The organism is Cytobacillus sp. IB215665 (assembly GCF_033963835.1).
In the GTDB taxonomy this organism is placed as follows: domain Bacteria; phylum Bacillota; class Bacilli; order Bacillales; family SM2101; genus Nanhaiella.
Map to the genome: position 1 here is coordinate 56807 of NZ_JAXBME010000015.1, position 25845 is coordinate 82651.

At 34.2% G+C, this 25845-nt stretch carries 22 protein-coding genes, 1 pseudogene and 1 riboswitch; of the genes and pseudogenes, 13 read left to right on the forward strand and 10 right to left on the reverse strand.

What is annotated here, in order from left to right:
• The first annotated feature begins 157 nt into the window (after nt 1-157).
• Nucleotides 158-1168, forward strand: a complete 1011-nt coding sequence (gene adhP / locus SLH52_RS16790) for an alcohol dehydrogenase AdhP (protein WP_320210482.1) — start codon at nt 158-160, stop codon at nt 1166-1168.
• A gap of 223 nt (nt 1169-1391) precedes the next feature.
• Here the strand turns inward: adhP and SLH52_RS16795 are convergent, their stop codons facing one another.
• Together SLH52_RS16795 and SLH52_RS16800 are read right to left on the reverse strand one after the other, a co-directional pair.
• A complete protein-coding gene (locus SLH52_RS16795) occupies nt 1392-2231 on the reverse strand; it encodes a bifunctional 5,10-methylenetetrahydrofolate dehydrogenase/5,10-methenyltetrahydrofolate cyclohydrolase (protein ID WP_320210426.1) in 840 nt (279 codons plus the stop codon).
• A 177-nt stretch (nt 2232-2408) separates the two neighbouring features.
• Nucleotides 2409-2492, reverse strand: a riboswitch (ZMP/ZTP riboswitch).
• A 256-nt stretch (nt 2493-2748) separates the two neighbouring features.
• Complete coding sequence (locus SLH52_RS16800; RefSeq protein WP_214483583.1) at nt 2749-2988, reverse strand: YueH family protein; 240 nt, start codon at nt 2986-2988, stop codon at nt 2749-2751.
• A 379-nt stretch (nt 2989-3367) separates the two neighbouring features.
• Here SLH52_RS16800 and SLH52_RS16805 point away from each other — a divergent pair, with 379 nt between their 5' ends.
• The 7 genes from SLH52_RS16805 to napH all read left to right on the forward strand — a co-directional run bounded on the left by SLH52_RS16805 (nt 3368) and on the right by napH (nt 9338).
• Nucleotides 3368-3955 carry a 4Fe-4S dicluster domain-containing protein gene (locus SLH52_RS16805; protein ID WP_214483582.1) on the forward strand — a complete coding sequence of 196 codons (588 nt, stop codon included), beginning with the start codon at nt 3368-3370 and terminating at the stop codon, nt 3953-3955.
• A gap of 46 nt (nt 3956-4001) precedes the next feature.
• Complete coding sequence (gene napA / locus SLH52_RS16810; protein WP_320210427.1) at nt 4002-6557, forward strand: nitrate reductase catalytic subunit NapA; 2556 nt, start codon at nt 4002-4004, stop codon at nt 6555-6557.
• An 11-nt stretch (nt 6558-6568) separates the two neighbouring features.
• Entirely contained in the window at nt 6569-6982 is a 414-nt protein-coding gene (locus SLH52_RS16815) for a nitrate reductase cytochrome c-type subunit (RefSeq protein WP_320210428.1), read from the forward strand.
• Nucleotides 6983-7233: 251 nt separating this feature from the next.
• The gene (locus SLH52_RS16820; protein ID WP_320210429.1) at nt 7234-7494 is read left to right on the forward strand and encodes a chaperone NapD; all 261 of its coding nucleotides are present in this window, start codon (nt 7234-7236) and stop codon (nt 7492-7494) included.
• Entirely contained in the window at nt 7491-8045 is a 555-nt protein-coding gene (locus tag SLH52_RS16825) for a 4Fe-4S dicluster domain-containing protein (RefSeq protein WP_320210430.1), read from the forward strand. The genes SLH52_RS16820 and SLH52_RS16825 overlap by 4 nt, the downstream gene beginning before the upstream one ends.
• A 22-nt stretch (nt 8046-8067) precedes the next feature.
• Nucleotides 8068-8283 carry a twin-arginine translocase TatA/TatE family subunit gene (locus SLH52_RS16830; protein WP_320210431.1) on the forward strand — a complete coding sequence of 72 codons (216 nt, stop codon included), beginning with the start codon at nt 8068-8070 and terminating at the stop codon, nt 8281-8283.
• Nucleotides 8284-8483: 200 nt separating this feature from the next.
• Nucleotides 8484-9338, forward strand: coding sequence for a quinol dehydrogenase ferredoxin subunit NapH (gene napH, locus SLH52_RS16835; protein WP_320210432.1), 855 nt, complete (start codon nt 8484-8486; stop codon nt 9336-9338).
• Nucleotides 9339-9414: 76 nt separating this feature from the next.
• On the opposite strand, the gene SLH52_RS16840 is transcribed toward napH, so the two are convergent.
• The 4 genes from SLH52_RS16840 to SLH52_RS16855 all read right to left on the reverse strand — a co-directional run bounded on the left by SLH52_RS16840 (nt 9415) and on the right by SLH52_RS16855 (nt 14360).
• Entirely contained in the window at nt 9415-10809 is a 1395-nt protein-coding gene (locus tag SLH52_RS16840) for a HAMP domain-containing sensor histidine kinase (RefSeq protein ID WP_320210433.1), read from the reverse strand.
• Nucleotides 10806-11510, reverse strand: a complete 705-nt coding sequence (locus SLH52_RS16845; protein WP_320210434.1) for a response regulator transcription factor — start codon at nt 11508-11510, stop codon at nt 10806-10808. The genes SLH52_RS16840 and SLH52_RS16845 overlap by 4 nt, the downstream gene beginning before the upstream one ends.
• Nucleotides 11511-11538: 28 nt before the next feature.
• Nucleotides 11539-12795 carry a hypothetical protein gene (locus tag SLH52_RS16850; protein ID WP_320210435.1) on the reverse strand — a complete coding sequence of 419 codons (1257 nt, stop codon included), beginning with the start codon at nt 12793-12795 and terminating at the stop codon, nt 11539-11541.
• A 308-nt stretch (nt 12796-13103) separates the two neighbouring features.
• Nucleotides 13104-14360 carry a hypothetical protein gene (locus SLH52_RS16855; protein ID WP_320210436.1) on the reverse strand — a complete coding sequence of 419 codons (1257 nt, stop codon included), beginning with the start codon at nt 14358-14360 and terminating at the stop codon, nt 13104-13106.
• Between the two features lie 352 nt (nt 14361-14712).
• Between SLH52_RS16855 and SLH52_RS16860 the strand changes: the two are divergent.
• Nucleotides 14713-15143 (forward strand): annotated as a pseudogene (locus tag SLH52_RS16860) (hypothetical protein); the annotation flags it as partial.
• A 214-nt stretch (nt 15144-15357) separates the two neighbouring features.
• Here SLH52_RS16860 and SLH52_RS16865 read toward each other — a convergent pair.
• The gene (locus tag SLH52_RS16865; protein WP_320210437.1) at nt 15358-16563 is read right to left on the reverse strand and encodes a DUF418 domain-containing protein; all 1206 of its coding nucleotides are present in this window, start codon (nt 16561-16563) and stop codon (nt 15358-15360) included.
• Between the two features lie 132 nt (nt 16564-16695).
• On the opposite strand from SLH52_RS16865, the gene SLH52_RS16870 reads away from it, so the two are divergent.
• From SLH52_RS16870 to SLH52_RS16880, 3 genes are all read left to right on the forward strand, one after another.
• Nucleotides 16696-17616: an ABC transporter ATP-binding protein gene (locus SLH52_RS16870; protein WP_320210438.1), complete on the forward strand. Its 921-nt coding sequence runs from the start codon at nt 16696-16698 to the stop codon at nt 17614-17616.
• Nucleotides 17603-18403: an ABC transporter permease gene (locus SLH52_RS16875; RefSeq protein ID WP_320210439.1), complete on the forward strand. Its 801-nt coding sequence runs from the start codon at nt 17603-17605 to the stop codon at nt 18401-18403. The genes SLH52_RS16870 and SLH52_RS16875 overlap by 14 nt, the downstream gene beginning before the upstream one ends.
• A 936-nt stretch (nt 18404-19339) precedes the next feature.
• Entirely contained in the window at nt 19340-19546 is a 207-nt protein-coding gene (locus tag SLH52_RS16880; RefSeq protein WP_320210440.1) for a hypothetical protein, read from the forward strand.
• Nucleotides 19547-20005: 459 nt separating this feature from the next.
• On the opposite strand, the gene SLH52_RS16885 is transcribed toward SLH52_RS16880, so the two are convergent.
• Nucleotides 20006-22156, reverse strand: coding sequence for a hypothetical protein (locus tag SLH52_RS16885; RefSeq protein WP_320210441.1), 2151 nt, complete (start codon nt 22154-22156; stop codon nt 20006-20008).
• A 699-nt stretch (nt 22157-22855) separates the two neighbouring features.
• On the opposite strand from SLH52_RS16885, the gene SLH52_RS16890 reads away from it, so the two are divergent.
• Entirely contained in the window at nt 22856-23329 is a 474-nt protein-coding gene (locus tag SLH52_RS16890) for a DinB family protein (protein ID WP_320210442.1), read from the forward strand.
• A 100-nt stretch (nt 23330-23429) separates the two neighbouring features.
• Here the strand turns inward: SLH52_RS16890 and SLH52_RS16895 are convergent, their stop codons facing one another.
• Together SLH52_RS16895 and SLH52_RS16900 are read right to left on the reverse strand one after the other, a co-directional pair.
• Nucleotides 23430-24893 (reverse strand): HAMP domain-containing sensor histidine kinase, encoded by a 1464-nt coding sequence (locus SLH52_RS16895; RefSeq protein WP_320210443.1) that lies wholly within the window; start codon nt 24891-24893, stop codon nt 23430-23432.
• Nucleotides 24865-25569, reverse strand: a complete 705-nt coding sequence (locus SLH52_RS16900; protein WP_320210444.1) for a response regulator transcription factor — start codon at nt 25567-25569, stop codon at nt 24865-24867. The genes SLH52_RS16895 and SLH52_RS16900 overlap by 29 nt, the downstream gene beginning before the upstream one ends.
• Nucleotides 25570-25845 lie beyond the last annotated feature (276 nt).

Below are 25845 nucleotides of genomic sequence, written 5' to 3' on the forward strand. Positions count from 1 at the left end.
ATAACATATAGTAAGATATAGCGTAAGGAGTTATTTTTTTTTACTTCATTTGTGAATAATATCACAAACTTTCAAATGGTGTTGTTCAACTATTGGGATTTTGATATGGAGGCGATATGAAATGGGAAATTGTAACTGTAACCATAATCATGAAACGATGAAAGCAGCAGTAGTAAAAGAATTTAAGAAGGAGTTATCGGTAGAATGTGTTGAAAAACCGAAGGCTTCTAACGGACAAATATTGGTGAAAATAAAAGCTTGTGGTGTGTGCCATACTGATTTACACGCAGCTCATGGTGATTGGAAAGTAAAGCCTAAGTTACCATTGATTCCTGGTCATGAAGGAGTGGGAGAGGTTGTAGAGGTTGGCGAAGGCGTTACACATCTCAAAGTTGGAGATAGAGTTGGTGTACCTTGGTTATATTCAGCTTGTGGACAATGTGAATATTGCTTAACAGGAAGAGAAACCTTATGTCTTAACCAGCATAATGCAGGGTATTCTATCGATGGAGGATATGCAGAATATTGTTTAGCAGCTGCTGATTATGTAGTTAAGGTTCCAGAAAATTTAGACTATGTAGAAGCTGCACCAATTTTTTGTGCCGGTGTGACAACATATAAGGCGTTAAAAGTTAGTGAAGCTAAGCCAGGTGATTGGGTTGCTATCTATGGTGTAGGTGGATTAGGACATGTAGCTGTACAATATGCTAAAGCAATGGGATTCAAAGTCGTGGCAGTAGATACATTTAGTGAAAAATTAGATCTTGCTAAAGAGCTTGGAGCAGATGATACAGTTAACCCACTTGATGAAGATTCTGCAGAATACATCCAAAGGGAGTTCGGTGGCGTTCAAGCATCGATTTGTACAGCAGTTTCAAAAAAAGCATTTGATGAAGCTTATCGTGCAGTAAAACGCGGTGGAAAATGTGTTGCTGTCGGACTACCTCCTGAAATGATCGAAATACCAATATTTGATACAGTTTTAAATGCTGTTAGTGTAGTGGGATCGATTGTTGGAACTAGAAAGGATTTACAAGAGGCTTTACAATTTGCTGCAGATGGCAAAGTGAGAACAACAGTAACGAAAGCTAAGTTAGAAGATATTAACGACATATTTGCTGATCTTGAAGCGGGCAAAATTAACGGACGAGTTGTTATGGAAATATAAAAAGACTCTTTTCGTAAACTTTGTTGCTATTGTTATCCAATTAGTACCAAAAAAAGTGGTTTAACATGGACAGTCATTGTTGTACAGAAGAAAAGATGCCACGAACTCTAGTAGTGTACGTGTTTGGTTCTTATTACGAAAAGCAACAATAAATGCGAAAACAGCCTATAAAAAAGAAGAAGAAAGCTCAAAAGCAAAAAATTGCTTTTGAGCTTTTCTATATTTATAAGGTTCCCTCAGCTGAATCAACGGTATGTTTTAATAACATTGATATAGTTACAGGTCCAACTCCTCCTGGAACTGGAGTGATTGCACTAGCATATTTTAAACAGCTATCATAATCTGCATCACCAACATTTCCTTTGTTGTAACCTGCATCAAGTACGACAGCACCTTCTTTAAGCCATTCCCCTTTAATAAAATTAGGTTTGCCAACTGCAGCAACGACAATATCTGCTTGTTTAATAATGTCTGCTAAATTTTGTGTTTTTGAATGACATGTCGTTACAGTCGCATTCCTGTTGAGTAGCATCATTGATACTGGTTTTCCTAAGATAGGGCTTCGTCCAACAACAACTGCATGTTTACCTTCAATTGGCAAGGAATAAAAATCGATAATTTCTAAAATAGCTGCAGGTGTACACGAAGGATATTTTCCAAAGCCGAACGATGTTTGTCCAAAACCGAGACTAGTAACACCATCTACATCTTTTTCAATATCAATTGCTTCAAAGGCAGCCCGTTCATCTATTTGGCTTGGCACTGGGTGCTGCAATAAGATGCCATGTGTAGAAGGATCATTATTAAGCTCCTGAATGATTTGTAATAGTTCTTCAGTTTGAGTTTCTTTTGGTAGATGAATGCGTTTTGAGAAAATGCCTAACCGGTCGCACGCATTCCCTTTCATTTTTACATAAGTGGCAGAAGAAGGATCATCTCCAACTAAAATTGTAGCTAAACAAGGAATAACGCCTCGCTCTTTTAATGCAGATACACGCATTGTTAAGCTGTCTTTTACAGAATTGGCAACCTTAGTTCCATCTAAAATCAATTTTTCTTCCAACTTTATCCCTCCTATATTATATACAAAGAGGCTGGAGAAAACGTAATAGTGCTTAATAGTCTAATATTTTCATGTATTCCTGTTTAATGAGAAGCCTAATTTTGTTTTAATGTATGGTTCCTACATTCTTATTAATAAAAACTCCTAGACTAAATTTGGCACATACGCTGATCCAGATGCCTCTGCCCAGACGACACGGCAATTTCTTTTACAGCTCCCTCGTGGTTCATTCCACAATTGTCGTCAGTAACTGTAAAAAATAACGGCTCTTTTTTCGTAAACTTTGTTGCTAATGTAATTAAATTCAACAGTATGTTGAGGATATCATGCAGCTTTCAACAAAATAACAAGAAGAATAGATGCCTGTACGCTCGTTCGTATACTGTATTTTCTTTGTTAGAGAAGCAACAGTCAATGCAAAATATGATAGACCATGTTTATTGTATAATAAATCACGAACAATATCTACAAAATCACATCTTAATGTTCAGTTTTTTATGTATAACTAATATTATTGTCACATTTCACGAACCCACTGTGATATTTTGTTAGTCAAGTCTTGAGAAGTGTCTGCATTTGTATGGGATTTGAGTGAAGAATAAAGTATGCTTTTAAGCGTTTCAGCGTCCTGTTCATAATCAACTTTGAAAGACCACTCAATAATTGGAATGGCGATAATAGTATATTCTTCTTTTTTATTTTCGTATAAGTATATTTTTTCTTGTTGGTTATTGATTATAGCTTTGCGAATTTTCATCTTCATCATCCTTATTATCCATAATGTTTTAGTAAATAGTAGCCTGCTTTATATACTAATTTGTTGTTGCTTTCATTGTGCACAACAGAAGCAGCTTTTCCATACATTTATTTTTGATGAATTTATATGATTTGTAAAGTCTGTAAATGAATTTCATAAAAAACGAAATAAATGAAGGCGTTTTCAATTATGTGAATAGGTGTGGCAGTTTTGTGAAATAAATGTGAAGTTTTATTTTGAAATTGTCAAAAAGTATCTTGTCGTGATGTTAATTAATGTGAGATTTATCACATTTTTCAATTATTTAAAATGGTACTTTTATTATGATAGTAATGTTTTTAAGATCTTTGCTCAAGGAGGGGGGATCATTCTGAAAGGTATGAATCTGCTAAAAACATTAATAGGTGGTCTAGCTGCTTACGAATTACTTTCACTTATGAAAGGTGGAAACAAAACTGTTCTTCGTCCTCCTGGAGCAGCTGAAGAAGATGAATTTTTAGCACTATGTGTACGTTGTGGAAAGTGTAATCAAGCATGTCCGTATGACAGCATTAAGATGGGTACTGAGGCGCATGGTTTCGGCTTAGGTACACCATTTATTGAAGCTAGAGAAAATCCTTGTAGATTATGTGAAGATTTCCCTTGTGTTGAGGTTTGTCCTACAACTGCCTTATCAGGAATTAACCAAGTTGAAGACGTTCAAATGGGAACAGCAATCATTGATCCTGAACATTGTATCGCTTATGAGGGGGTGCGTTGTGAAGTATGTTATCGCGAATGTCCGCTTATTGATGAAGCGATTAAATTAGATATTTACCTAAAACCCGGTGACGATATTCATGCAGTGTTCGCCCCAATCATTGATGTCGATAAATGTGTAGGATGTGGGATTTGTGAACAAAGATGTGTTGTTGACAATCCTGTTGCAATTCGTGTGAAGCCACGAGAAGTAAGAGGATTGTTTTAGCTTTTATAAAAAGAAACAGAATTTGTAATGGGGGAGGAGTTATTTAATGGAGTTAACACGCAGATCTTTATTAAAAGCAACTGCAGTTTCCGCAACATTAGCAGTTGCAGGCTGTAAAAAGGATGAAGCGACAACACCAGTAGAACCACAAAATGATCCTGTCGTACAGGAAATGGCTAACGTTGAACCTGATGAATGGAAATCAACGGTATGTCGCTTCTGTGGGACTGGTTGTGGAGTACTCGTTGGTGTAAAAGATGGTAAAGTTGTTGCCACAAAAGGTGATCCTGAAAACCGTTCGAGTCGTGGCTTAAATTGTATTAAAGGCTATTATGTAGGAAAGATTCTTTTTGGCAAAGATCGCTTAACTAAGCCATTAATTAGAGAAGACAAAAGTAAAAAAGGAACGATGGAAGGTTTTCGAGAGGCATCTTGGGAAGAAGCTTTAGATTTAGTTGCAAATAAATTAAAAGAGAATCACGCTAAAGATCCTAAATCTATTGCCTTTTGGGGGTCTGGTCAACAGACGATCACTGAAGGGTACGCATCAGTGAAGTTATGGAAAATAGGATTGTTAAATAATAATATTGATCCAAATGCACGTCTTTGTATGGCAAGTGCAGTTGCTGGATTTATGAAGACATTCCAATCAGATGAACCAATGGGATCTTATCGTGATTTAGATGAAGCTGATGTATTTGTCACATGGGGAGCAAATATGGCAGAGATGCATCCAGTTCTATATTCTCGCCTAACTGCAAGAAAATTAAGTGGTACGAATGTCAAACATTATGACTTAACAACGAGACCATCTCGTACATCTGAAACTGCGGAATCAGTACTTGTCTTTAGACCACAAACTGATTTAGCTATTGCGAATGCCATCGCCAACTATCTTATAGTCAATGATGCGTATGACAAGAAGTTTGTTGAAGAACATTGTCAGTTCAAAGCAGGTACCGAAAACCTTGGCCATACATTTGATGACAATTATGAAGCTACAGAGGTAGGAAAGGTTGCAGGGAAAGACTGGAATATAACATTTGAAGAATATAAACAAATGGTGAGTGAATACACGCTTGAAAAAGCCGCAGAATTATCTGGTGTTCCAGCTGCACAGATTGAAGAATTAGCAAAAGAGTTCGGTGATCCGAATAAAAAAATCATGTCACTTTGGACGATGGGAATGAACCAGCATACAAGAGGGACTTGGATTAACAATTTAGTATACAACCTTCACCTTATGACTGGTAAAATAAGTAAACCTGGTAACGGCCCATTTTCATTAACGGGCCAACCAAGTGCGTGTGGGACAGCTCGGGAGGTTGGTGTATTTGCACATCGTCTACCAGCTGACTTAGAGGTGAAAAAACCGGAACATAGACAATTTAGTGAATTGATTTGGAATCTTCCAAAAGGATACTTAGATCCGATTGAAACACCAGGATATCATACGGTCAAAATGTTCCGAGAATTGGGTAACGGAAATGTTAAGTTTATGTGGAGTATGTCAAACAACTGGGGACAAACGATGCCTAAGCTCAACCGCTTCAGAGGGAATGACCCTGACGGAAAAGGTGTCAAGGATGGATTTATCGTCGTATCTGAAGTTTATCCGACTCGTTCAACTGAGATGGCAGATGTTGTTTTTCCAGCATCCATGTGGGTGGAGAGAGAAGGACAATTTGGTAATGCTGAAAGACGTAGTAATGTTTTTGAAAAATGTACCGAACCGCCAGGTGAGGCAAAATGGGATTTATGGGCAATTGTTCAAGTAGCAAAACGTGTGCTTGAAGGTAAAAAAATAGGTGGTAAAGATGCCTTTGATGTTATCTTCGGCAATATTTGGGATTATGACAAAAATGATTTACTTGAGGACCAGCATGAAGTAAACAAAATACTTTGGGAAGAGTACCGAATGTTCTCTAATCCACATACGCATGAAAATCCTGAAGTACAGGAGCTCGGCAAGCAATTAAAGACTAAAGCAAAACAGTTAGCACCATATGAAGAGTACTTTAAGCAACACGGTATTTGCTGGCCTGTTCGTGAAGTGAATGGCGAATGGCTAGAAACAAATTGGCGTTATTCGTATGGAAAACAAGAGGATGGTTTTGACCAATACAATATTGAGGAATTCGGTCAACCAGGAAGATATAAAGACATTGATTTTTATAAATCTACTGATCATAGACCTACGATTTTCTTCCGTCCATTTGAGGATGCATCTGAGATTCCAGATAAAGAGTATCCGTTTTGGTTATGCACTGGTCGCGTGTTGGAGCATTGGCATAGCGGTTCGATGACGAGACGTGTTCCAGAATTACACCGAGCAGTACCTGAGGCATTTTGTGAAATTCACCCTGAGGATGCAGAAGCATTGGGCATTAAAACAGGTGATATGGTCAAGGTTATTACACGTCGTGGTGAAGTGAAAGTGAAAGCTACGACAAAAGGGCGTGGAAATCCACCTAAAGGTCTTATCTACGTACCATTTTTTGCGGAAGAAACATTAATTAATTTAGCAACACTAGACACATATTGTCCGATTTCTAAACAACCCGACTATAAAAAATGTGCAGTTAAGATTGAAAAGGCGTAGGGGGTGAGCACATGAAAAAAAGAACTTTGTTATTATTTGTAATTTCTGTATTAGTCTTTGGTCTTATTGGTTGTTCAAATGATACTGCAGATCCGGTTCAGCAAACAGAACCAGAAGTAACTGAAGAACCTGTCGTTGAGACAGTCACATTACCACAATTATCATCTGAGGACAGAGAAGATGCTGCATCGATGGTATTACAAGGAGCACCACCAATGCAACCAGATGACCATATTGACAGATGGAACCCTGAGTTACGATATGAAAGCTGTACTGCATGTCATGGAAATGAAGCAACAGGTGCGCCTACACCGCCTGCCGACCATTATGTAGATGACAAAATAGGCAATCCAATCTATAGAGATAACTGTATTCAGTGCCATGCTACACAAAACGATACAAAACCTGCTTTTAACCAACCTTAAATGAAAATATTACATCAATAATAAGGGGTATAGGTGATTGTTAGTTTCTAAAGGAAAACTTTGCAGTCTATCTATTTATTTCTTAGGACGAAAAACAACAACAAAAATATGTCATAAGTAGTACAACAGGCCTCACAATTTCAATATGCTGTACAGGAGTAATAATTACTCAGCATATAGATTTTATTCATTGTGAGGTCAGTTTTATTTATTTTTTCTCATCAAGATGTATGTGTAAAGGGGGAGATTTTATGGTGATTTCTGGCATCCTTATTGAAACGATTATAGGAAAAGCAACGGCAACTGCTACCGAACTTGAAAAAATTACTGGAGTAGAGGTTCATCATATTGAAGCTGAATCAAAAGTAATTATTACTCTAGAGGCAAATACGATTAATGATAGCTATGAAACATCGAAGTTATTTCAGGGAATTGAGGGTGTGCTAACGGTATGTCTTGTGTATACAAATTTTGAGGAGCAACAAAACTCTGAGGCAGATGTTATACAATGACTGAGAAAATGACTAGGCGCAGTTTCTTTTCACTTAACATTAGTTCAACAATCGGTTTTATAGGGAATTTTATTGCACCACAAATAGAACAAGAGAGGGACTTTATTCGACCTCCAGGTGCAGAAAATGAATTGGCCTTTTTAACTTCGTGTACACGTTGTGGTATTTGTAAAGATATATGTCCAGAAAGTACGATTTCTCTTTTTTCTATGAAACACGGAGCAAAGCTTACCAACACTCCCTATCTTGATCCTAATGATACTGCATGTACTTTTTGTGAAAAGTGTATTGATCATTGCCCTACAAGCGCGTTAAGTAAAGATGGCTTGATGCAAAACCCTGCCATAGGCAAAGCTGAAATCAAACAACAAAATTGTTTGGCTTTTCGTGAAGTGATGTGTGACTATTGTGTGAGGTCATGTCCAATTGATGGAGCATTAACGATAATAGATGGGAAACCTAAAGTTGATGATAAACTTTGTAATGGATGTGGACTGTGTGTTTCTAGCTGTATTCAACAGTACAAAGGGATATTTGTAAATACTATATAAGCTTACTTTGGAGGGATCAAGTATGTTATCGAATATTGGTGTACCAGGCCTTATCCTCATTCTCATCCTTGCTCTTGTCATATTTGGACCTAACAAGCTTCCAGAACTAGGGAGAGCAGTTGGGTCAACATTAAAAGAATTTAAAAAAGCAACAAAAGAGTTAGTTGACGATACAGACAAAGAAGTGATAGAAGTAAAGCAGGTGATTGAGGAAAGCAATGAATCAGTAAAGCAATAACTCTTTCAATGCATAAGAAAGCTCTGTTAACATTCCAAAAAATTGTTGTTTTCTAAGAAAACACTATTTTACTTTAAACTAGAGTTCGTGTTTATTTTTCTTCTTTAAAGTGGTGTCAACCGTATAAAACGTCAACAAGGTTAATGATAAAAGCAAAATATATAATGAGAACAAGGGAACCTCATGTGAGGATGAGATGGATGAGATTGAAAAGAAAATCATATCATAAATGGACAGTTGTACGAAGGTTAGTGCAGTTTGGAATTTTATTGTTGTTTCTTTCTCCATTGTTTTTCGTAGACATTGAGGGTGAAAACTTCTTTTTCGGTTCATTATCATCCTCTAGTTTTTTTGGAATTGTTTTATCAGATCCTTTTGCTACACTACAAGTAATGCTTGCTTCAAAAACCTTTCATTTAACTTTTATCGGTAGTGCGTTAATTATTTTGCTGTTTTATGTACTGATCCGTGGGAGAGTATTCTGTAGTTGGGTATGTCCAGTCAATACGATGTTAGATTTCATTGATAAAATCAGGTTAATTATCCAGTTGCCTGATAAACACATGGATAGGCATTTAAAGGTATACCTTGCTGGACTTATACTACTATTATCATTGGTAATTAGTGTGCCAGTATTTGAGGTTTTCTCACCAATCGGATTTACGATGCGAAACATGTTATTCACTGGTGGAGTTGGTTTTTGGCTATTGCTTTTTATCATGTTATTTGACCTGTTCATTTCAAAAAGAGGCTGGTGTCGATATATTTGTCCTCTTGGAGGCTTCTATCAAGCCATTGGTAGAGTTGGAATGTTTCGAGTGAAATTTGACCATGATTTATGTACTGGCTGTGATCGTTGTAGACAAGTTTGCTTCGCTGATCCAGATATCTTAGAACCTGCAATTAATCGTGAAGAGCAATACGTATCTGCAGGTGATTGTAGCCTTTGTGGCATGTGTGTTGATCACTGTCCAACAAACGCCTTAATAATAGCGATGCGAAAAAACGATGATCTCAAAAACGAGTATTGGCATGATGAACGGATGAAAGCATAAAAATACTATGTTGTTAAAGGTATTCATCAACAACATAGTATTTTTCTTATCATTGCAAAAATTCTTCAGCAATTTTTCATTTCTTTTTCGGAATGGTAACCGTAATGGTAGTTCCCTCATTTATTTTACTTTGGATGTTAAGCGTGCCGTGATGAAGATCAATAATTTTTTGAGATATTGCAAGTCCAAGGCCTGTTCCTTCTTTGTTGGCATTTGTTTGATAGAACATTTTCGTAATGTTAGATATTTCTTCTTCCTCAATACCGTTGCCTTCGTCCATTACAGTAACGATTACATTATCATTCGTTTCAGTACATGTAATAGTAATGCTACTGTTTTGTGGAGAATATTTAATTGCATTATCCAGTAAATTAATGAGCACTTGCTTCATACGATTCGGATCGATCTCACTTAATACTTGGATATCTGAGGTTTCGAAGATAATTGATATATGTTTGTTTAAGGCCTTTGCTTTCATTTGAGAAGTTACATCATTAATTAGGCTTGAAAGGTCTATAGTTGAAAGATTTAATCTAATCGAATCTCTGTTATATGCAGAGAAATCTAACAGGTCTTCTACTAAGCCTATTAATCGATCTGTTTCCTTTTGAATTATTGATAGTCCAAGAGTTGTCTCTTCTTTATTTGCTAAGTCCCCAGAGAGCATTGTTTCACTCCACCCTTTAATACTTGTAAGGGGTGTGCGAATTTCGTGGGATACTGAAGATATAAATTCGTTTTTCATTTTATCATTTTTCGTTAATTCTTCAGCCATATAATTAAAGGTCTTTGCTAGTGTACCAATTTCATCAATGTAAGATTCTTCTATTCTACTTTCAAAATTACCTTTCGCAATTTTTTTTGTTGCGCCCGTTAATTCATAGATTGGCTTAGCAATGGAGTTTGCTAAAGTATAACTAATAAGAAAGGTTGCAATCATAACGACAACACCTATACTGATCGATATCAAATAGATATTTTGAACTGCCCTGTCTACATCTTCTAAGGAAGTAATATAGCGAATCACAGCGTAAGGTTCGCCTTCATCTATGAGGGGAGTAGAAACAGCGAGCAGTCTTTCATTTGCTACATCGTTATTCATGTACCAAGAAATTGTTTTGCCCCTTAATGCCTCTTGAACATCTTTTGTTTTAATAAGCGATTCAATTCCAAAGCCACTCGATGTAGTTAAAACTCTTCCTTCTTCGTTAATGACTTGTAAATCTGCTCCTTCATGTATGAGGTTATCTCGAATAATGGACAAGTTCTGATCCAAATTCTGTTTTGTAATGTTCATTTGTCTATTAGCTAAGGAAGCTGAAATTTCTGCATGGTTAATTAACGATTTTTCTATCCCATCATAATAATAAAAGTGAATGATACCGATAAAAATACCTTCAAATAGCGCTACTGTTAATAAAATAACGAGCGTATAATGTATAACAATGCGTCTCTTAATTCCAGTAATCATATTTCTTTATCGCTCCACTGGTATCCGTAACCCCAAACTGTGGATATAAGAGTAGGGTGAGAAGGGTCTTTTTCGATTTTTTGTCGCAATCTACGAATATTTACATCAACTATTTTTGTATCACCTGGATAATCAAGCCCCCATACTTCATCAAGTAAATCATTTCGATTAAAAGGCTGTTCTTTGTTCTCGATAAGTAGCTTTAATAAAGCAAATTCGGTCGGTGTTAAGTCTATAAGTTGATCTCCTTTTTTAACTTGCTTTTTCTGAGGGAAAAGTTCAATAAATAAATCATTACTAACATTGTTATGTTCCGAAATTTTCTTAGTTAACATGTTAACCCTTCTAATTAACGATTTAATTCGAGCTAATAGTTCTTTCGGACTGAATGGTTTATTGACATAATCATCAGCTCCAGTGATTAAACCTTGTACACGGTCAACTTCTTGAACTTTTGCTGTTAGCATAATAATACCAACACTTTCGTTTTGCGCTCTAATATGTTTACAAACCTCAAACCCGTCCATCCCAGGTAACATAATATCTAATAAAATAATAGAAATTTCTGGATGTTCACGAGCGATTGAAAGGCCTTCTTCACCGTTATCTGCTTCAAGAACATGATATCCTTCTCGTTTCAAATTAATTGTTATAAAGCTCCTAATACTTTCTTCATCTTCTATTACTAATATTGTATACATATGTCCACCCTCCAATCTCTTTCTGAAGTTAATAGTGAATTAGCTTAAAATGCTTCTGGAGTGTTTTATCAAAAAATGACGTATAAAAAACTCTCGTTTTTGTTCTAGCGAGCATGAATTCTTCTTTGGCTTGTTGTGCCTCAGATATAGGTGAAATAGTAATATCAAATAACTTTTCTCCATTACTTGCTTTAATAAAGGTGATGCGAGAGCTTATATCACCTTGTAATAATGTAAAATCACTATCCCATTCTGAAGGTATTTCAAAATAAAATCCATTTTCATAGTTATAATACCTTTCATTAACGAGGGATAGAGAGGTAAGGCCATCCCATTCAAAATATGTGGTGATATAAGGAATCATCCGATAATGTATGTCCTCGTAAAAAGCTGGAACTCGCTCCTCGGCTATTTCCAAAATGCCGTCATGGTTAGTGTCCTCACTATTTATCATATTAAATTTGTAGAATCTATATTGATCATTAAATGCTTGTTGAAGCGTGTTATTTTCTACTGTGATGATCTCAGTACTGTAACTATTAGGACCAAGCGAATAATCAAGTAACACGCCTTTTTTTGAATCAGTCACAAAGCCATTGATGACATTGTAAAATCCTAGTGTGGAATTTAATCTTAATTCATCAAGCACTATAGGTTGGTTATTCTGAAAGTTATATAGGGACAATACTGGGACAACATAAGGATTGGTAGATTCTAGTTCATATTTTACAACTATAAAATCTAATTGGTTATCCTGGTCTAGATCATCAATAACATATGTGTATAGTGGTGTATTAAGGATTTCTTTTAGCATACCCTCGTTATATTGAAATATGGACATTTGTTTTTCACTGTAGCCATTTTCACTTGTAGTACTGATAATTACTTCAGGGTGTCCATTATTTGTTAAGTCGAAAAATGTTAATTCTTCAATATATTCACCGTTAAGCTCAATTTGATCAACTACTGCCCAATCGTTGTTATTCTGTTTAAGTATTAAGCCAATTAATATTTCAGATTGTTCTTTTTCTGTATAAAAAACTACACCTTCGTCATATTTATCGTCGTCAAGGTCGATTAAGGTGATTGTATTATTACTTTGCGTCTGCAATGGAGTTATTAATGTTGCATCGATAGGTAATAGCGTATCGATCGTGTTTTTTAAACTAGCTCTTTTCTTATCTAGTTGAGGTGGTTTCATTAGTTCGACGTTTGATTGAATAATATTACAGCCAGTTAGAAGAATAACACTAAATAAGAACGAAGCATAATAAATCTTTTTCATTAAGGAATCCTCCTTAAATAATTGTTAATATTCCTTCAAATAAACTTTGTTATTTTTAGTTAAGGACTGTTTTCGCATTGTTTTGTTATTTTACTTCCTAAGAAATTGTCACGTACATAACGAGAGTTCGTGGCAGCTTTACCTGTAAAACGATCTATCGAATAAAACCACTTCATGCGGTTCTATTTTTTCAACAATAGCAACAAAGTTTACAAAAAGAGCCTAAGTTAATTAATGAAGAACGTTTAAAGGAATTGAATTCATATCCCTATTTTGAGGTCAATTCAATTACTTTTTTTAGTACTCCATTACTTCGATAGTACATTAAAATGTTGTAGAAGCGTTTCATCATCAAAGTTAGTATAATAAACTCTAGTATTTGTTCTTGCAATTTCTATTTTATTTGGTAACTCCTCTGCATCGGATATTGGAGATATGAAAATATCGAACAAAGGTTCATTTTCATTGATAGTAATAAAAGTGATTTGACTATCGTCGTCTGATAGATGCAATGTATAATTTTGTTCCCAATCTGTTGGGATGTCAAAGTAGAAGCCATTACTATAGCTATAAAATCTTTCATTAATAAATATTAAGTCTGTTTTTCCATCCCATTGATAGAACCTAGTTATATAAGGAATCGTTGCATATGAATTATTCTCATATCCGGCTGGTATTCGAAGTGTTGCTATTTCCATTATGCCATCATTATTTATATCCCCACTCTCGACGTGATAATCTTTCCACAAGGGATCAGGCTCTGTATAACTTCTTTGTAATTTGTTACGTAACGTTTGGTTTTCAACAGCAATGATATTTGTAGAAGCAGAGCGGCTTCCAAGTCCAACATCAAGTAAAATTCCTTTTTGGGTAGGCGTAACAAGACCACTGACAACATTGTAGTATGATCCTTCAAAAGGAAGTGAAATACTGTCAATAGAGACAAAGTGTTCATCTTCATAATGATATAAAGTGAGTACTGATGAAATGTCTTCATCGTGATAGATCGTAACGAAGTCTACGATACCATCTTGATCTAAATCATCAATGACAATATTAGCTAGCTTGTCAGTATATATATTCATCATTTTTCCATTGTTTAATTTGAAAAGGTTAAATTCCTTTTCTCGGGAGAAACGTGGGTATTCAACGGAAGAGCCTATAATCATCTCAGGGAATCCATCGTTAGTAATATCTGCAAAATCTAAATTCGTTAAATAAACACCATTAAAATTGATTTTATCTAGAACTTCCCAACCCTCATCCGTCTCCTTAAATATTAAGCTTATTAAGTGTTGTTTATCTTGTTCTGTTTGATAAATGACTACAGCTTCATCATTGCCATCTTTATCTAAATCTACGAGAGTGATCGTATTAAAATCGCCACTTTCTGTCGTACTAATCAATGTATCACCTTCACTTAATAATGAATCAACATAGTTTTTTAAACTTGCCTTTTTACTATCTAATTGAGGTGGCTTCATTAATTCGACATTTGGCTGAATAATATCACATCCAGTTAGCAAAATAGCACTAAATAAGAACGATAGAAAAAACATTTTCATGAAGGAATCCTCCTGAATATATAAATAGTTTCCCAAATGTTCTACGTATTATTTTCAAAGATCCCGCTCTTGCTTTGGTAGTTGTATTTTATGCTAAATAATTATCACTACTATTATAGAGAAAAACAATTAGGAAACAATTACAGAACTATTCCATCGGTATTATATCGAAAAACAGCGAACGAAGGGTAACAAAATAGTAACAAACTGTTGAATGTGATTATTGGAAGTCGTAAATATGAGTTTATGGATGTTTATTAAACTTCCTAGACTCGACATAGAAAGCTTGAATGATATGATATGTATATTATGTATATAGTTTGACAATTATTTTGTCTAAGGAGAGAGGAAGATGAATAAAGCATCACAAATGTATTGGGATGAATTTTGCAAGTCCCAAGGTGGTCATGATGAGCAAAAATCAGTAAGTGCATGGCAATTTGGAGCTAATCCAGACCATTTAGCTCAATTGGTAATAGATGGTATAAAAAAAGCGACATGCTCTAGATTAATATTTTATGAAATTGAAAACGAGCCACTACCTGCTGTTGAAGATTTTAGTATTGTATTAAATAGTAAGGCTCTTTTCGTAAACTTTGTTCCTTCTTTCACTTATATTTGAGTAGTTGATGTGTATGATTTGTTTCTTATATTCTTTAGCGATGGAAAGATGCCCACGTGAAATTCTTCTCTAACGAATTAAATAATTTAGGGATTTAATTTTCAGAGGATATGATCATTGTTTGTGAGCGTTTTAAATTAATCGATGTAAAAAACAATTGATTTAACGCTTGGAATTTATTCCAAGCGTTATTGAATATTTCTAATTTGTAATGATATTTAGTTTTTTCAAAGACTCTTTTCGTAACCTTTGTTGTTTTTTTACTACAAAATTTTGAGAACTCAATAATTTTATAAGTAAAAAAGATGTGCCTAACGTTAGATATTTACGTGTTTATATCTAAGAACAAAAAGCAATAGCCTTTTCAAATATGGTTTAATTCGAAGGATTAATTTTAGATAACCTTTGAACTTTTCCATAAGTTATCGTTCTCCATATCCATTCAAACGGTCCGAATTGAAATCGACGAAGCCAAATGTAGCTAAAAATGATTTGGATCGGAAAGATAATAATGGTTACGATAAGACCTTGCCATAAGGTGATTTTCCCATATAACCCAAAGCCAAAGAATAGAATGAAACAAATTATTGTTTGACCAAGGTAGTTGGTCAGTGCCATTTGACCTGCATAACGCAGCGGCTGTAATAACTCTTGCCATAATTCACTTTCTAGCAACAGTATAATTGTCACAATATAAAAAATAGAGAGTACCATTCCGCTAAAGCTTACAAAAAAATAGTTCTGCGCACTAAACATAAAAGTTACTGATTCATGCTGGCTGTACAGATAAATGATCATAGCTAATGATGGAATACTAAGCAGCAAGGTGATGAGCTGAGTTCTTTTAAGCTGTTTTTTCAACGCTGATACTCTTCGGAATAAATCGATTTTACCAGCGAACAAGCCGAGTAAAAATGTCCCTAATATGTCTGGTAAGATTAGTGGAAGGTTACCTAATAACAATGGTACCTCGTTGGATATTCTCCAGTTCATTAATTGAACATAAGACATTGTTTGAAAGGCATGCTTTTTTTCAATCCCCTCTGCCATTGTCTCTTGAACAATTTCTTCATTTAAATTTACATCTGTGAATGATTCAGATAGTTGGGCAAATAACGCTGAAACTCCCATAAGAAACTGAAATGAAAGAAGAAGGACGAAAGCCCAAATTAATATTGTTTTTGCTTTTCTACGATAAAATAGTAGTAGAAGAAAGCCTGCTACCGCGTATGTATGTAATATATCGCCATGCCAAAAAAAGAGGATGTGAAGTACTCCAAATAGCAAAAGTGCCAATAATCTTTTTGAAAATATCCAATTAACGTTTGCCCCCCTCGCTTCGGCACGAGTCATAAAAATATAAAATCCTAGACCAAATAGAAACGAAAAAATAGTATAAAATTTTGTTTGAACGAATAAATCAAATAATAGCCTTATCGTTTTATCGATTCCTGTATATGTCATAAACTCACTGCCAGAAAAAGAAGGCATATTTACTAAGAATATACCAAACAGTGCAAAACCCCTAATAATGTCTAATGATACGATCCTATCTTTTCCTAAAGCGGATACGCTATTCATGTTATTTCCTCCTTATGTAGACATAATGTATTACAATTATATAGTATTAATTAGGAAAATGTTACAAATAATGAAACTAAAGCTAGTTATAAACGTATTATAATAGACCTATAGTAAATAGGAGGGGATATTATGGAAGTTGCTTTGCAAATTAAACAACTTACGAAAGACATAGGCAATAAGAGAATTATAGATGATTTGACATTTGAGGTTTATCAAGGCGAAGTATTTGGTTTTCTTGGTCCCAACGGTGCAGGAAAAACAACGACTATACGGATGCTTGTCGGTTTGATGTCTATCACTTCAGGTGAGGTTCATATTAAAGGAATAAACCTAAAAAAGAACTTTGAAGAAGCACTTAGTCAAGTAGGCGGAATTGTTGAAAATCCTGAAATGTATAAGTATTTATCAGGTTATCAAAATTTAGTTCATTACTCACGAATGATCAAGGGTATAACAAAGGAACGAATTGACGAAGTTGTTCGTTTAGTTGGACTCGAAAACAGAATAAAAAATAAAGTGAAAACCTATTCTCTCGGTATGCGCCAACGTCTAGGGTTAGCACAAGCATTGTTACATAAACCATCGTTGCTAATACTAGATGAACCTACAAATGGGCTTGATCCTGCAGGGATTCGTGAAGTAAGAGATTATTTACGTAAATTAGCGAGAGAGGAAGGATTAGCGGTGATTGTCTCAAGTCATTTGCTATCCGAAATGGAGCTGATGTGTGATCGGATTGCGATCATTCAGCATGGTAAGTTGATCGGAGTTCAGCAGGTGAATGAATTTGTTAACGAGGGTGAAAAACTGAGTGTGTCGTTTTCAGTTGACTCTATCGATCAAGCACAAGCAACGATTGACGCAGAATTTCCGACTATTAAATCTCATATTCAACACGATAGAGTAGAAGTTGAAATTGACAGAGAAAGTATACCTGAGCTCGTTGCAAGTCTTGTACATAAGCAAGTGAAAATATATGAAATTGAACAAAAATCAAAATCTCTTGAAGATAGATTTTTAGAAGTGACTGGAGGGAATGTCATTGACTAATATGCTCTCACTTATTAGAAATGAAAATATGAAAATATATCGTCGTATATCTACATGGGTATTGCTGGGCATATTAATTACATTTGTAACCATTTTTGGAGTAGCCTTAAAAGTAAATACTCCTGAAGGAATTACTATGTGGACATTCATTGAAGAATCAAGTGGTTTAACAGCAATCATTACATTGTTTACTGTTATTATTGCAGGTGGAATTGTTGCTACAGAATTTACACAAGGTACGATTAAGCTACTTCTCATTCGTCCTGTTAGTAGAACGAAAATACTGCTATCAAAATATTTGTCGACGATGTTTTTTGCATTAACGACACTCATGCAATTATTTGTTACCGCCTTTTTGTTAGGTGGATTATTATTTGGATTTGAAAGCTTTACAGACCCATATATTGCCCCTGAAAGTACAGTAGAAAAATCTATGCTCGGGCATGTATTAAGCTTATACGGTTTAAATTTTGTGGACGTTGTGATGATGTCAACATTTGCGTTTATGATATCTACTGTGTTTAGAAGTAGCTCATTATCAATAGGGCTGGCTATATTCTTAATGTTTGCTGGTACTACAGCTGTCATGCTTTTAATAGGTATTGGATATGAAGAATGGGCGAAGTATTTATTATTTGCCAATACAGACCTTTCCCAACATATTAACAACCGTCCATTAATAGAAGGGACGACAATGAGGTTTTCAATTAGCGTCCTCATAGTATATTTTGCTAGCTTTGTTGGGCTATCTTGGGTCGTCTTTAATAAAAGAGATGTAGCTGCATAGTACTTGGTTGTCCAATAAGTTTTTATATGTGAAGCATCCAAAGGGAAATTGACCTTTGGATGCTTCTTCGATGATAGAGAAGCTAGTGCTTAATAAGTAATTCCGTTAAAAAAATTATATAGTTGTTACAAACATAATAGTTGTATAAAAATGATAGTAACCGTATTCCACACAACGGACAGCTTGTAGAACAACTTATTAAGGGAATTATGGAATTTTTAGACGACAGTTATTAAGTTATAGGGCAGGATCATTTAGAAACAAGGAGTGGTTAAAATTAGAAATACTTCAAAATTATTAGGAATAGTAGGAGGTTGCTCCAGCATAATTTTATGGACTATATTTAACTATTATAATCCTTATTCAAACCTAAAAGATACTGAACCGATGGTAATTACATTTATAATGTTGTTCCTTCCTGCTTGTTTAGCAATTATAGCTTCTATCAATTTTAACAAATATGTAATGTTAATCGCATTTTTGTGGTCATTACCAATCAGTTTATATACAATGGGTACCCCTGGAATTTTTGCCTTATTTGGAGTTACGAGTATTACTTATTTAATTAGTTTTCTTTTTATGATATTAGCTAAGAAAAGGGATGCATTAGGTCATTGATTTTAATCTAGTGGCTGGAAATGTTCAGTAACAGCTGAAAAGTCCCCGTTCAAACTATCAAATTGATAGAATAATACATAGGAAAAAGTTATATAAAGTACTTATATGGGAGACGTGATGAAAAAATCATATAAAATTATATGAATTTCAGTATTTTTAATGAGTATATTAAGGTGACTAAAAGTCTGCAAGCAAGAATCGAAGACTTAGATGCAATTGAGATAGATTAAAGAAATACTAAATGAAGAGTAATACCGATAATATTAAATATCTTAAGCTTCTAAATAAAAACTTTAAGGACTTATTAGGAGGAATATGGTGGATAGGCAACGTACATATTTTTACGGATTTATAGTTGGGTTTGTATTGATAATTTTACCTGTGCCTCATTTTTTCTTTTGGGAAGATATTATGGATATAGTTGATGTGGTATTTCAATATAGTGGATTTATATTGTTAATGGTTTGTGTATTTCCTTTGGTAATTGAAGTCTTTCGGAATTTTTATCATAAATATTTTCAATAAAATTAAGAGCGAAGCATTTATTAAAAGTAAGAAGGTTGGATATTTATTTTTTATTAGGTAGGTATTGTTGAAGTTGAGAAAAATAATATAGTAACATTAATGTACATTGTATAACTAATAAAAAACCGACCTCAATTTTGAGTTCGGTTTTTTTAAAAAAGTAAAGTTTTCATAATGCTTGTATAATAAGTCTCTTTCAGCTGCATGAATTGACCTATTTTACTTCGTCAATTAGGTGTGAAAGACACAGCAAGTGGATCTTTACCAACCGGCACTGTTGCAATAACCTAGTGCGTTTTCACATCTATGACCGATATAGTTGTAGCACAGCTGGTATATATAATTTTATAAATAGCACAAACAATCAAGTGATTGTTTGTCATTTTACTAGTTAGTTACTGTGGTTCATTGATTCTTAAAGGCTGTTCTATTGTTGTTTATCCTTCCTAATTTTTTAACTTAATTCAATATGACTGGTTTTATCTGTTTAGTGTAATTAAAGAATAATAAGGGATTCGCACCAAAGAGATTAATGCTGCCGTCCTTCATAACAAATACATGATAATGAAGGCCTGGTCCTTCTATTCTGTATGCATAAAGTGATTCGATTAAATGTATATCATCTAAATTATTTATGTGGGTTATTAACGGGGTCCCCACAATATTATGGTCTTTCATCTCACCGGAATTATTGATTGTAACGTTCCCTGTAATTAAGTGAATATTCTCAAGTACTTTCTCATGTATAAAGTTACTGTCTTCATCTAGACTTATTCCGTATAAATTTCCCTTGTCATCTAATGCACGTACTGAACCTGCTAGAACAGTTTTATTATGTCCGCTATCTGGAGCATAATCATAGCTTAAGTCAACGATATTGTGTAAATTCTCAATCGGTTTCATAATAATTGTGTCATCTAATATTTGATCTTCGTAATAAACCGTTCCGTCCGTTGTTAAAATAAACGTTTTATTAAAGTTGTAAATATTTTTGATTTCAATATGTTGGTCTTGGTCAAAGGTAATTGTTTTATAGTGGTTATTGTTAAAGGTCGAATGATATAGTTTATCATCTTCACTTTGAATTGCTATGTCTGATCCATATGCATATATGTTTTTAATTGGGAAATCAGTTTTCAAAGTTTCACAGCTTTCTTCAGTTAAATCATAGATTATTTTTCCACTAGAAGTTAAAAAAATAGTTTGTCTCATATTGCTTATCATCGTTTGTACATCTTCAGAGATGTCTAATTGTTTTATCTTCACATCTTCGGTTACAGTCCAAACCTGTCCGTCACGCAGTATATATATTGTCTTACTATTGGGAAGAATTTGGTCTATGTCTGACATTGTCCCGATTGCAGTAAGGTGTTGAAAGAGAGTAGGGGAAGTTCCAAGCTGTCCTGTCATATTATTTCCCCAAGAATAAACATTACCCTTACGACTCAATGCTAATACGTGGTCTGTACCTACTTGTATATCAATGATGTCAGTCAAGCCTTCAATTTGTATTGGAGTGTCCAGTTCAAATGAATTAGAATTTACTATAAGTCCATTTTGATCCCCCCACCCCCAAACAGTTCCATCGTTCTTTAATGCAAAATTGGCATGAGTATTATGAGCTATTTTTTTTACATCATCTAATTTTTCAAATGGTGTTAACGTAGGTGGTTGCTCATGTTCTTTTTGGTAGATTAGCCATTTTCCTGATTGCAATTTAATAAATGTACTATTGATGTTAAATCCTTCAGCGACGCCAATTACAGTATCAGCAATATTTACTTGATCAGCAATTGGCTCCTCCGCATTACTAAAAAAACTATTATTATATTCTTCAGTCCATAAAGTACCATCCGTTTTTATTGCAAAAAGAGTATTGCCAATATTAAAGAGTTTACTCACATTTGTTATATTTGATAAAGGAGTTGCTGAAAAAGTGTTTGTATTGTATTGAAAGTTGACATGAATAATCGTACCGTCCTCTGTTAAAGCAAAAAGCGTGTCTTGTCTTACTTCATTAATTCCTACAATATTTGTTAATGAAGATAACATAAATGGTTTACCACCTTCATTTAAATACCATACTTCACCTGATTCGGTTAATATAAATTCACCTGATATTGAAGTGGCTTGTGGAATATCGTTTATAAGTTGAGGAAAGGCCGGATTCCTATCTCTAGGGTACTCATCTCTAGAGCCCCAAGCATATACGTTGCCATTTTCATGTAATGCATAAGATGTTCCATAATGTGCTCCATAACCTGCTTCATCGATAATTGTTTTAGTTGATATTGCTTTTATATCTGTTAATAATTCTCCTTCAATGAATGGATGCGAAAGAAGTAAATTTGTGTTGCCGTTATCTTGCTTTAATAACATGTCAGCAGAGCAAGGTGTTGCTATAAATTGAGCTTTTGGTTCTTCATCGGAAGTTTCTTCAACATCACTATTATCTTCCTTTACTTGATCTCCTTGAGTGGAGTCACTAGAAATTGATTCCTCTTGATTTTGATTAGTAGCTTGATCTTGTTGAATGGGACGATTACATGCTGTGCTCAAAAAGATGACTAATAATATAACATAACGAAGTAGTTTTCTTTTTGTAAGCATCTTTTGCTCCTCCTTATGTAAATGTAAGCATTCGGACATATAAATACAGGCTCTATTTACAAATTATAGTAAATACATTGTTAATTATATATTAAGCTATGATTTGATAAAATGATTATTTTGAGTTTTCAAATATTATTATTGCGCTATTATCAAACACATAATCTAATGAAATATTGTCTTTTTAAGAGGCTCTTTCGTAAACTTTACTGCTCTCATTAAGCCGATTGAAAAACTTTGCATTGTCATTGTTGTATTGAATGCTAAATAACTACTATTTTACAAGTAATAACAATTAACACAAAAAGAGCTTTATAAAAAGGTATAGCTCCCCTAAAAACCTTGTTGCAACTATTTAGAACATCTAACGAAGCAATGTTGCTGCTAGCTAATTTTTTACGTGTATGTTTTAGTACAGTCAAAATAAAATACAAAGTTGCAAGATCATATCACTACAATGATATTTCGATGACCATGGAATAAAATGCACTATACAATGATGTTGTAAATAAAAGCTCTTTTCAAAAACTTTGTTGCTTTTTTCACTTATATATGAGTAGGTGATGTGTATGATATGATTTTTTTTTCAGAGAAGAAAAGGCCATGAAATCAAGTTGTGTACGTGTTTACTTCGTAATAAGAAAAACAACAATCAATGCGAAAACAGCCTATATTAAAGAATTATAGGGAGATGTTATTATGGATGCAAAAGCTTTAATTCTTCTTGATCTAACGGAATGTAGGCGTAGATTCCTCATAGTTGCTAGAGGATTTTCAGATGATTTATTATGTTGGAAGCCTGATGTCGAGGCATTAACAGTTGGGGAAACCATTAGGCATGTACTATTGCATGATTTCTCATGGCTTACAATCTTGCGTGAGCATAGATTACCTTCTGAAGAAGAAAGGAAACAATTATGGGGAAAACCATTCGTTACAATTGAAAGTGAAATAGCTGGCAGCAATATATATCATGATAGCTTGCTATCGTATGTTAATGGAATACCTTCTTCAACATATAGTTCAAAGATGGTTAAATGGCCGCATAAAGATATTGAAAGGTCATTAGGAGACACACTAGAAAGAAAATCATATCATGATGCAGTACATACTGGACAGTTACTTCAATATATGAGAATGCTGCAAATTGAACGACCTGATATATGGGACTAGATCAGTTAACAGTATCTGGTCTTCGCTATATGTGAGTATATTTTTTAAATCAGGTGGAGGGTTCCTCCACCTGATTTGCTTATTCATAATCTAATATCGTTTAATCGACAGACTTATCTATGCGATTTACAGTCTCAGATTTACTAATAGGAAAGGCAATAATAAATTTGGTACCGTGCTGTTTTTTAGTGTCAACGGTAATTTCACCACCATGTAAATTTACGAGCTGTTTAACGATAGCTAAACCTAATCCAAACTCTCCGTAAGGATTATTTCTACGTGAAATATCAGCTTTGTAAAAACGATGCCAGATCATTTCAATTTCTTTAGAATCTATGCCGATCCCTGTGTCCTCGATTTCAATGATTACCTCGTTATATCCCTTCATTCCTCTTAACCAGATCGTACCATCAGACGTGAACTGAATGCTGTTTTTCGTAATGTTTATTAATATTTGCATTAATCTGTCATAATCAGCATGGATATATATGCCCCTATCAACCTGTATGATTACCCGATTATTCTTTTCCTCTGCTTGAGTAATTAAATGCTCTTTAATAATTTCGAATATTTCTAACAGCTGTATGTCGACTTTATGTAATTGAATTTGAAGTGAACGAATATTTTCATAATCCAAGTTTTCATTTACAAGTCTAATAAGTCTCTTTGACTCTGTACTAATTAAGTTCAGGCCTTTATCTTTTTCTTGCTCTGGAATCATGTTATTTTTTAAACCTTCAATTATGCCACTTATTGTCGTTAATGGTGTTCGCAATTCGTGTGATACATCTGCAATAAATTGTCTACGCCGTTTTTCTAGTCGATTAATTTCATCATTTGATTCTCTTAACTTTGAAGCCATTTGGTTAAAGTCTGCTGCTAATTCACCTAGTTCATCTAGGGTTGTATCTGGCACATTAACATTATAGTTTCCATCTGCAATCATGGAAGTAGCTTCACGAATGTGTTCGATTCGTCTAACATGCAATTTTGATAATAACCAGCTTAATAATAAAGAAATAGATAATGAGATAATAACTGTGTACAGTAAAGCTCTATTCAATGAACTAATCATATCCTGTGTATTGCTAATAGGTGCAATTAATAAGATGCCCCCTTGCACTTTTTGATCGATAACATAAGGAATAGCAACCAATGATGCTTCTTGATCAAAGCGTTGTATATCATGCTTTATAACTACCGTATCGCCGTTCGATATTTGCTGCAATTCTTTTTCGTCTAACTGTATTTGTTTAAAACGATCAGCAAATGGGGATAGAATGGATCCCTTATTATCAAACATTATTAATCGAATGTTCCTTGCCCTTAATACTTCGTTATATTGCTTTAAGGGTTTCTCAGTCTCAATGCTGCTTTGATCTATAACACTTAAAATTTCATCACCAAATGACAGCAATTCATCAACTTTGTTTTGAAAGATTAAGTTTTCAACAAAATGAGTAAATAACAAACTTAAAATTAACAATGCAATAATTAAAATACTAATGTGACTTCCAATAAGTTGATATATATACTTAATTCTCATTACTTTCGACCAATTCATCAAATTTATAACCTACACCCCATACTGTGTGGAAAAAAGGGCGGGAGTTGGTACCTAGTTTTTTGCGTAATCTTTTAATATGTACATCAACAGTTCTTTCGTCACCATAATATTGATAGCCCCAAACTTTTTCTAATAAATGCTCTCTTGAAAACACTTGTCTTGGATGTTGAATAAAGAAGTACAAAAGATCAAATTCTTTTGGTGTTAAATTTGAAATTAATGTATTATCTAAAAATACTTCACGCGTATTTTTATTTATTTTTACAAAGTCAGTTTGAATCTCATCCGTTTCATTACTTTGCGGCTGTCCTTGATGATATCTTCGGGTAACTGCTTTTATGCGTGCCATTAGTGTAAGTGGACTAAATGGTTTCGTTACATAGTCATCAGCTCCCATATCCAAACCTAACACTTGATCTGACTCACTATCTTTAGCTGTTAACATAATGATAGGAACGGTACTTTGCTCTTCTCTTATTTTACGACAAATACTTACACCATCCATATTCGGAAGCATCCAGTCGATAATCAACAAGTCCCAATTTTCTTTTTTGAATTGGTGATAGCCTTCTAGTCCATCATTTACAAATTTTCCTGACAATCCTTCTTTTGAAAAAAACATTTCTAGCATAGAGCAAACACTTTCATTATCTTCGATGACTAGAATCTTCATCTTACACCTCCAATAAAAATTACTTTATTTAAAGTTAAATTGAAAAATGACTATTTTCAACCTCTATCTAAAATATTTCGTTTTCGTTAAAGGTTACGAAATAGTTCATTCATAGTTTGGACATATATAGGCGTTAAGATTTATACATTCATATAAAAAAGTCCAAAGATTGGAGGGTATTAATTATTAATAAAGGCTCTTTTGGTTATTACTGCAAACTAGAATAACTAGAAAAGATATGGAATTATCTTCGTTTTACTATGAACTCTAGTTTTG

Coding starts and splice junctions, on each gene's coding strand:
- SLH52_RS16805 (WP_214483582.1), top strand. CDS start 3,368: ATGAATCTGCTAAAAACATTAATAGGTGGTCTAGCTGCTTACGAATTA.
- SLH52_RS16830 (WP_320210431.1), top strand. CDS start 8,068: ATGTTATCGAATATTGGTGTACCAGGCCTTATCCTCATTCTCATCCTT.
- SLH52_RS16850 (WP_320210435.1), bottom strand. CDS start 12,795: ATGAAAAAGATTTATTATGCTTCGTTCTTATTTAGTGTTATTCTTCTA.
- adhP (WP_320210482.1), top strand. CDS start 158: ATGAAAGCAGCAGTAGTAAAAGAATTTAAGAAGGAGTTATCGGTAGAA.
- SLH52_RS16825 (WP_320210430.1), top strand. CDS start 7,491: ATGACTGAGAAAATGACTAGGCGCAGTTTCTTTTCACTTAACATTAGT.
- SLH52_RS16870 (WP_320210438.1), top strand. CDS start 16,696: ATGGAAGTTGCTTTGCAAATTAAACAACTTACGAAAGACATAGGCAAT.
- napH (WP_320210432.1), top strand. CDS start 8,484: ATGAGATTGAAAAGAAAATCATATCATAAATGGACAGTTGTACGAAGG.
- SLH52_RS16855 (WP_320210436.1), bottom strand. CDS start 14,360: ATGAAAATGTTTTTTCTATCGTTCTTATTTAGTGCTATTTTGCTAACT.
- SLH52_RS16800 (WP_214483583.1), bottom strand. CDS start 2,988: ATGAAAATTCGCAAAGCTATAATCAATAACCAACAAGAAAAAATATAC.
- SLH52_RS16815 (WP_320210428.1), top strand. CDS start 6,569: ATGAAAAAAAGAACTTTGTTATTATTTGTAATTTCTGTATTAGTCTTT.
- SLH52_RS16895 (WP_320210443.1), bottom strand. CDS start 24,893: ATGAATTGGTCGAAAGTAATGAGAATTAAGTATATATATCAACTTATT.
- SLH52_RS16890 (WP_320210442.1), top strand. CDS start 22,856: ATGGATGCAAAAGCTTTAATTCTTCTTGATCTAACGGAATGTAGGCGT.
- napA (WP_320210427.1), top strand. CDS start 4,002: ATGGAGTTAACACGCAGATCTTTATTAAAAGCAACTGCAGTTTCCGCA.
- SLH52_RS16820 (WP_320210429.1), top strand. CDS start 7,234: ATGGTGATTTCTGGCATCCTTATTGAAACGATTATAGGAAAAGCAACG.
- SLH52_RS16875 (WP_320210439.1), top strand. CDS start 17,603: ATGTCATTGACTAATATGCTCTCACTTATTAGAAATGAAAATATGAAA.
- SLH52_RS16845 (WP_320210434.1), bottom strand. CDS start 11,510: ATGTATACAATATTAGTAATAGAAGATGAAGAAAGTATTAGGAGCTTT.
- SLH52_RS16885 (WP_320210441.1), bottom strand. CDS start 22,156: ATGCTTACAAAAAGAAAACTACTTCGTTATGTTATATTATTAGTCATC.
- SLH52_RS16840 (WP_320210433.1), bottom strand. CDS start 10,809: ATGATTACTGGAATTAAGAGACGCATTGTTATACATTATACGCTCGTT.
- SLH52_RS16865 (WP_320210437.1), bottom strand. CDS start 16,563: ATGAATAGCGTATCCGCTTTAGGAAAAGATAGGATCGTATCATTAGAC.
- SLH52_RS16900 (WP_320210444.1), bottom strand. CDS start 25,569: ATGAAGATTCTAGTCATCGAAGATAATGAAAGTGTTTGCTCTATGCTA.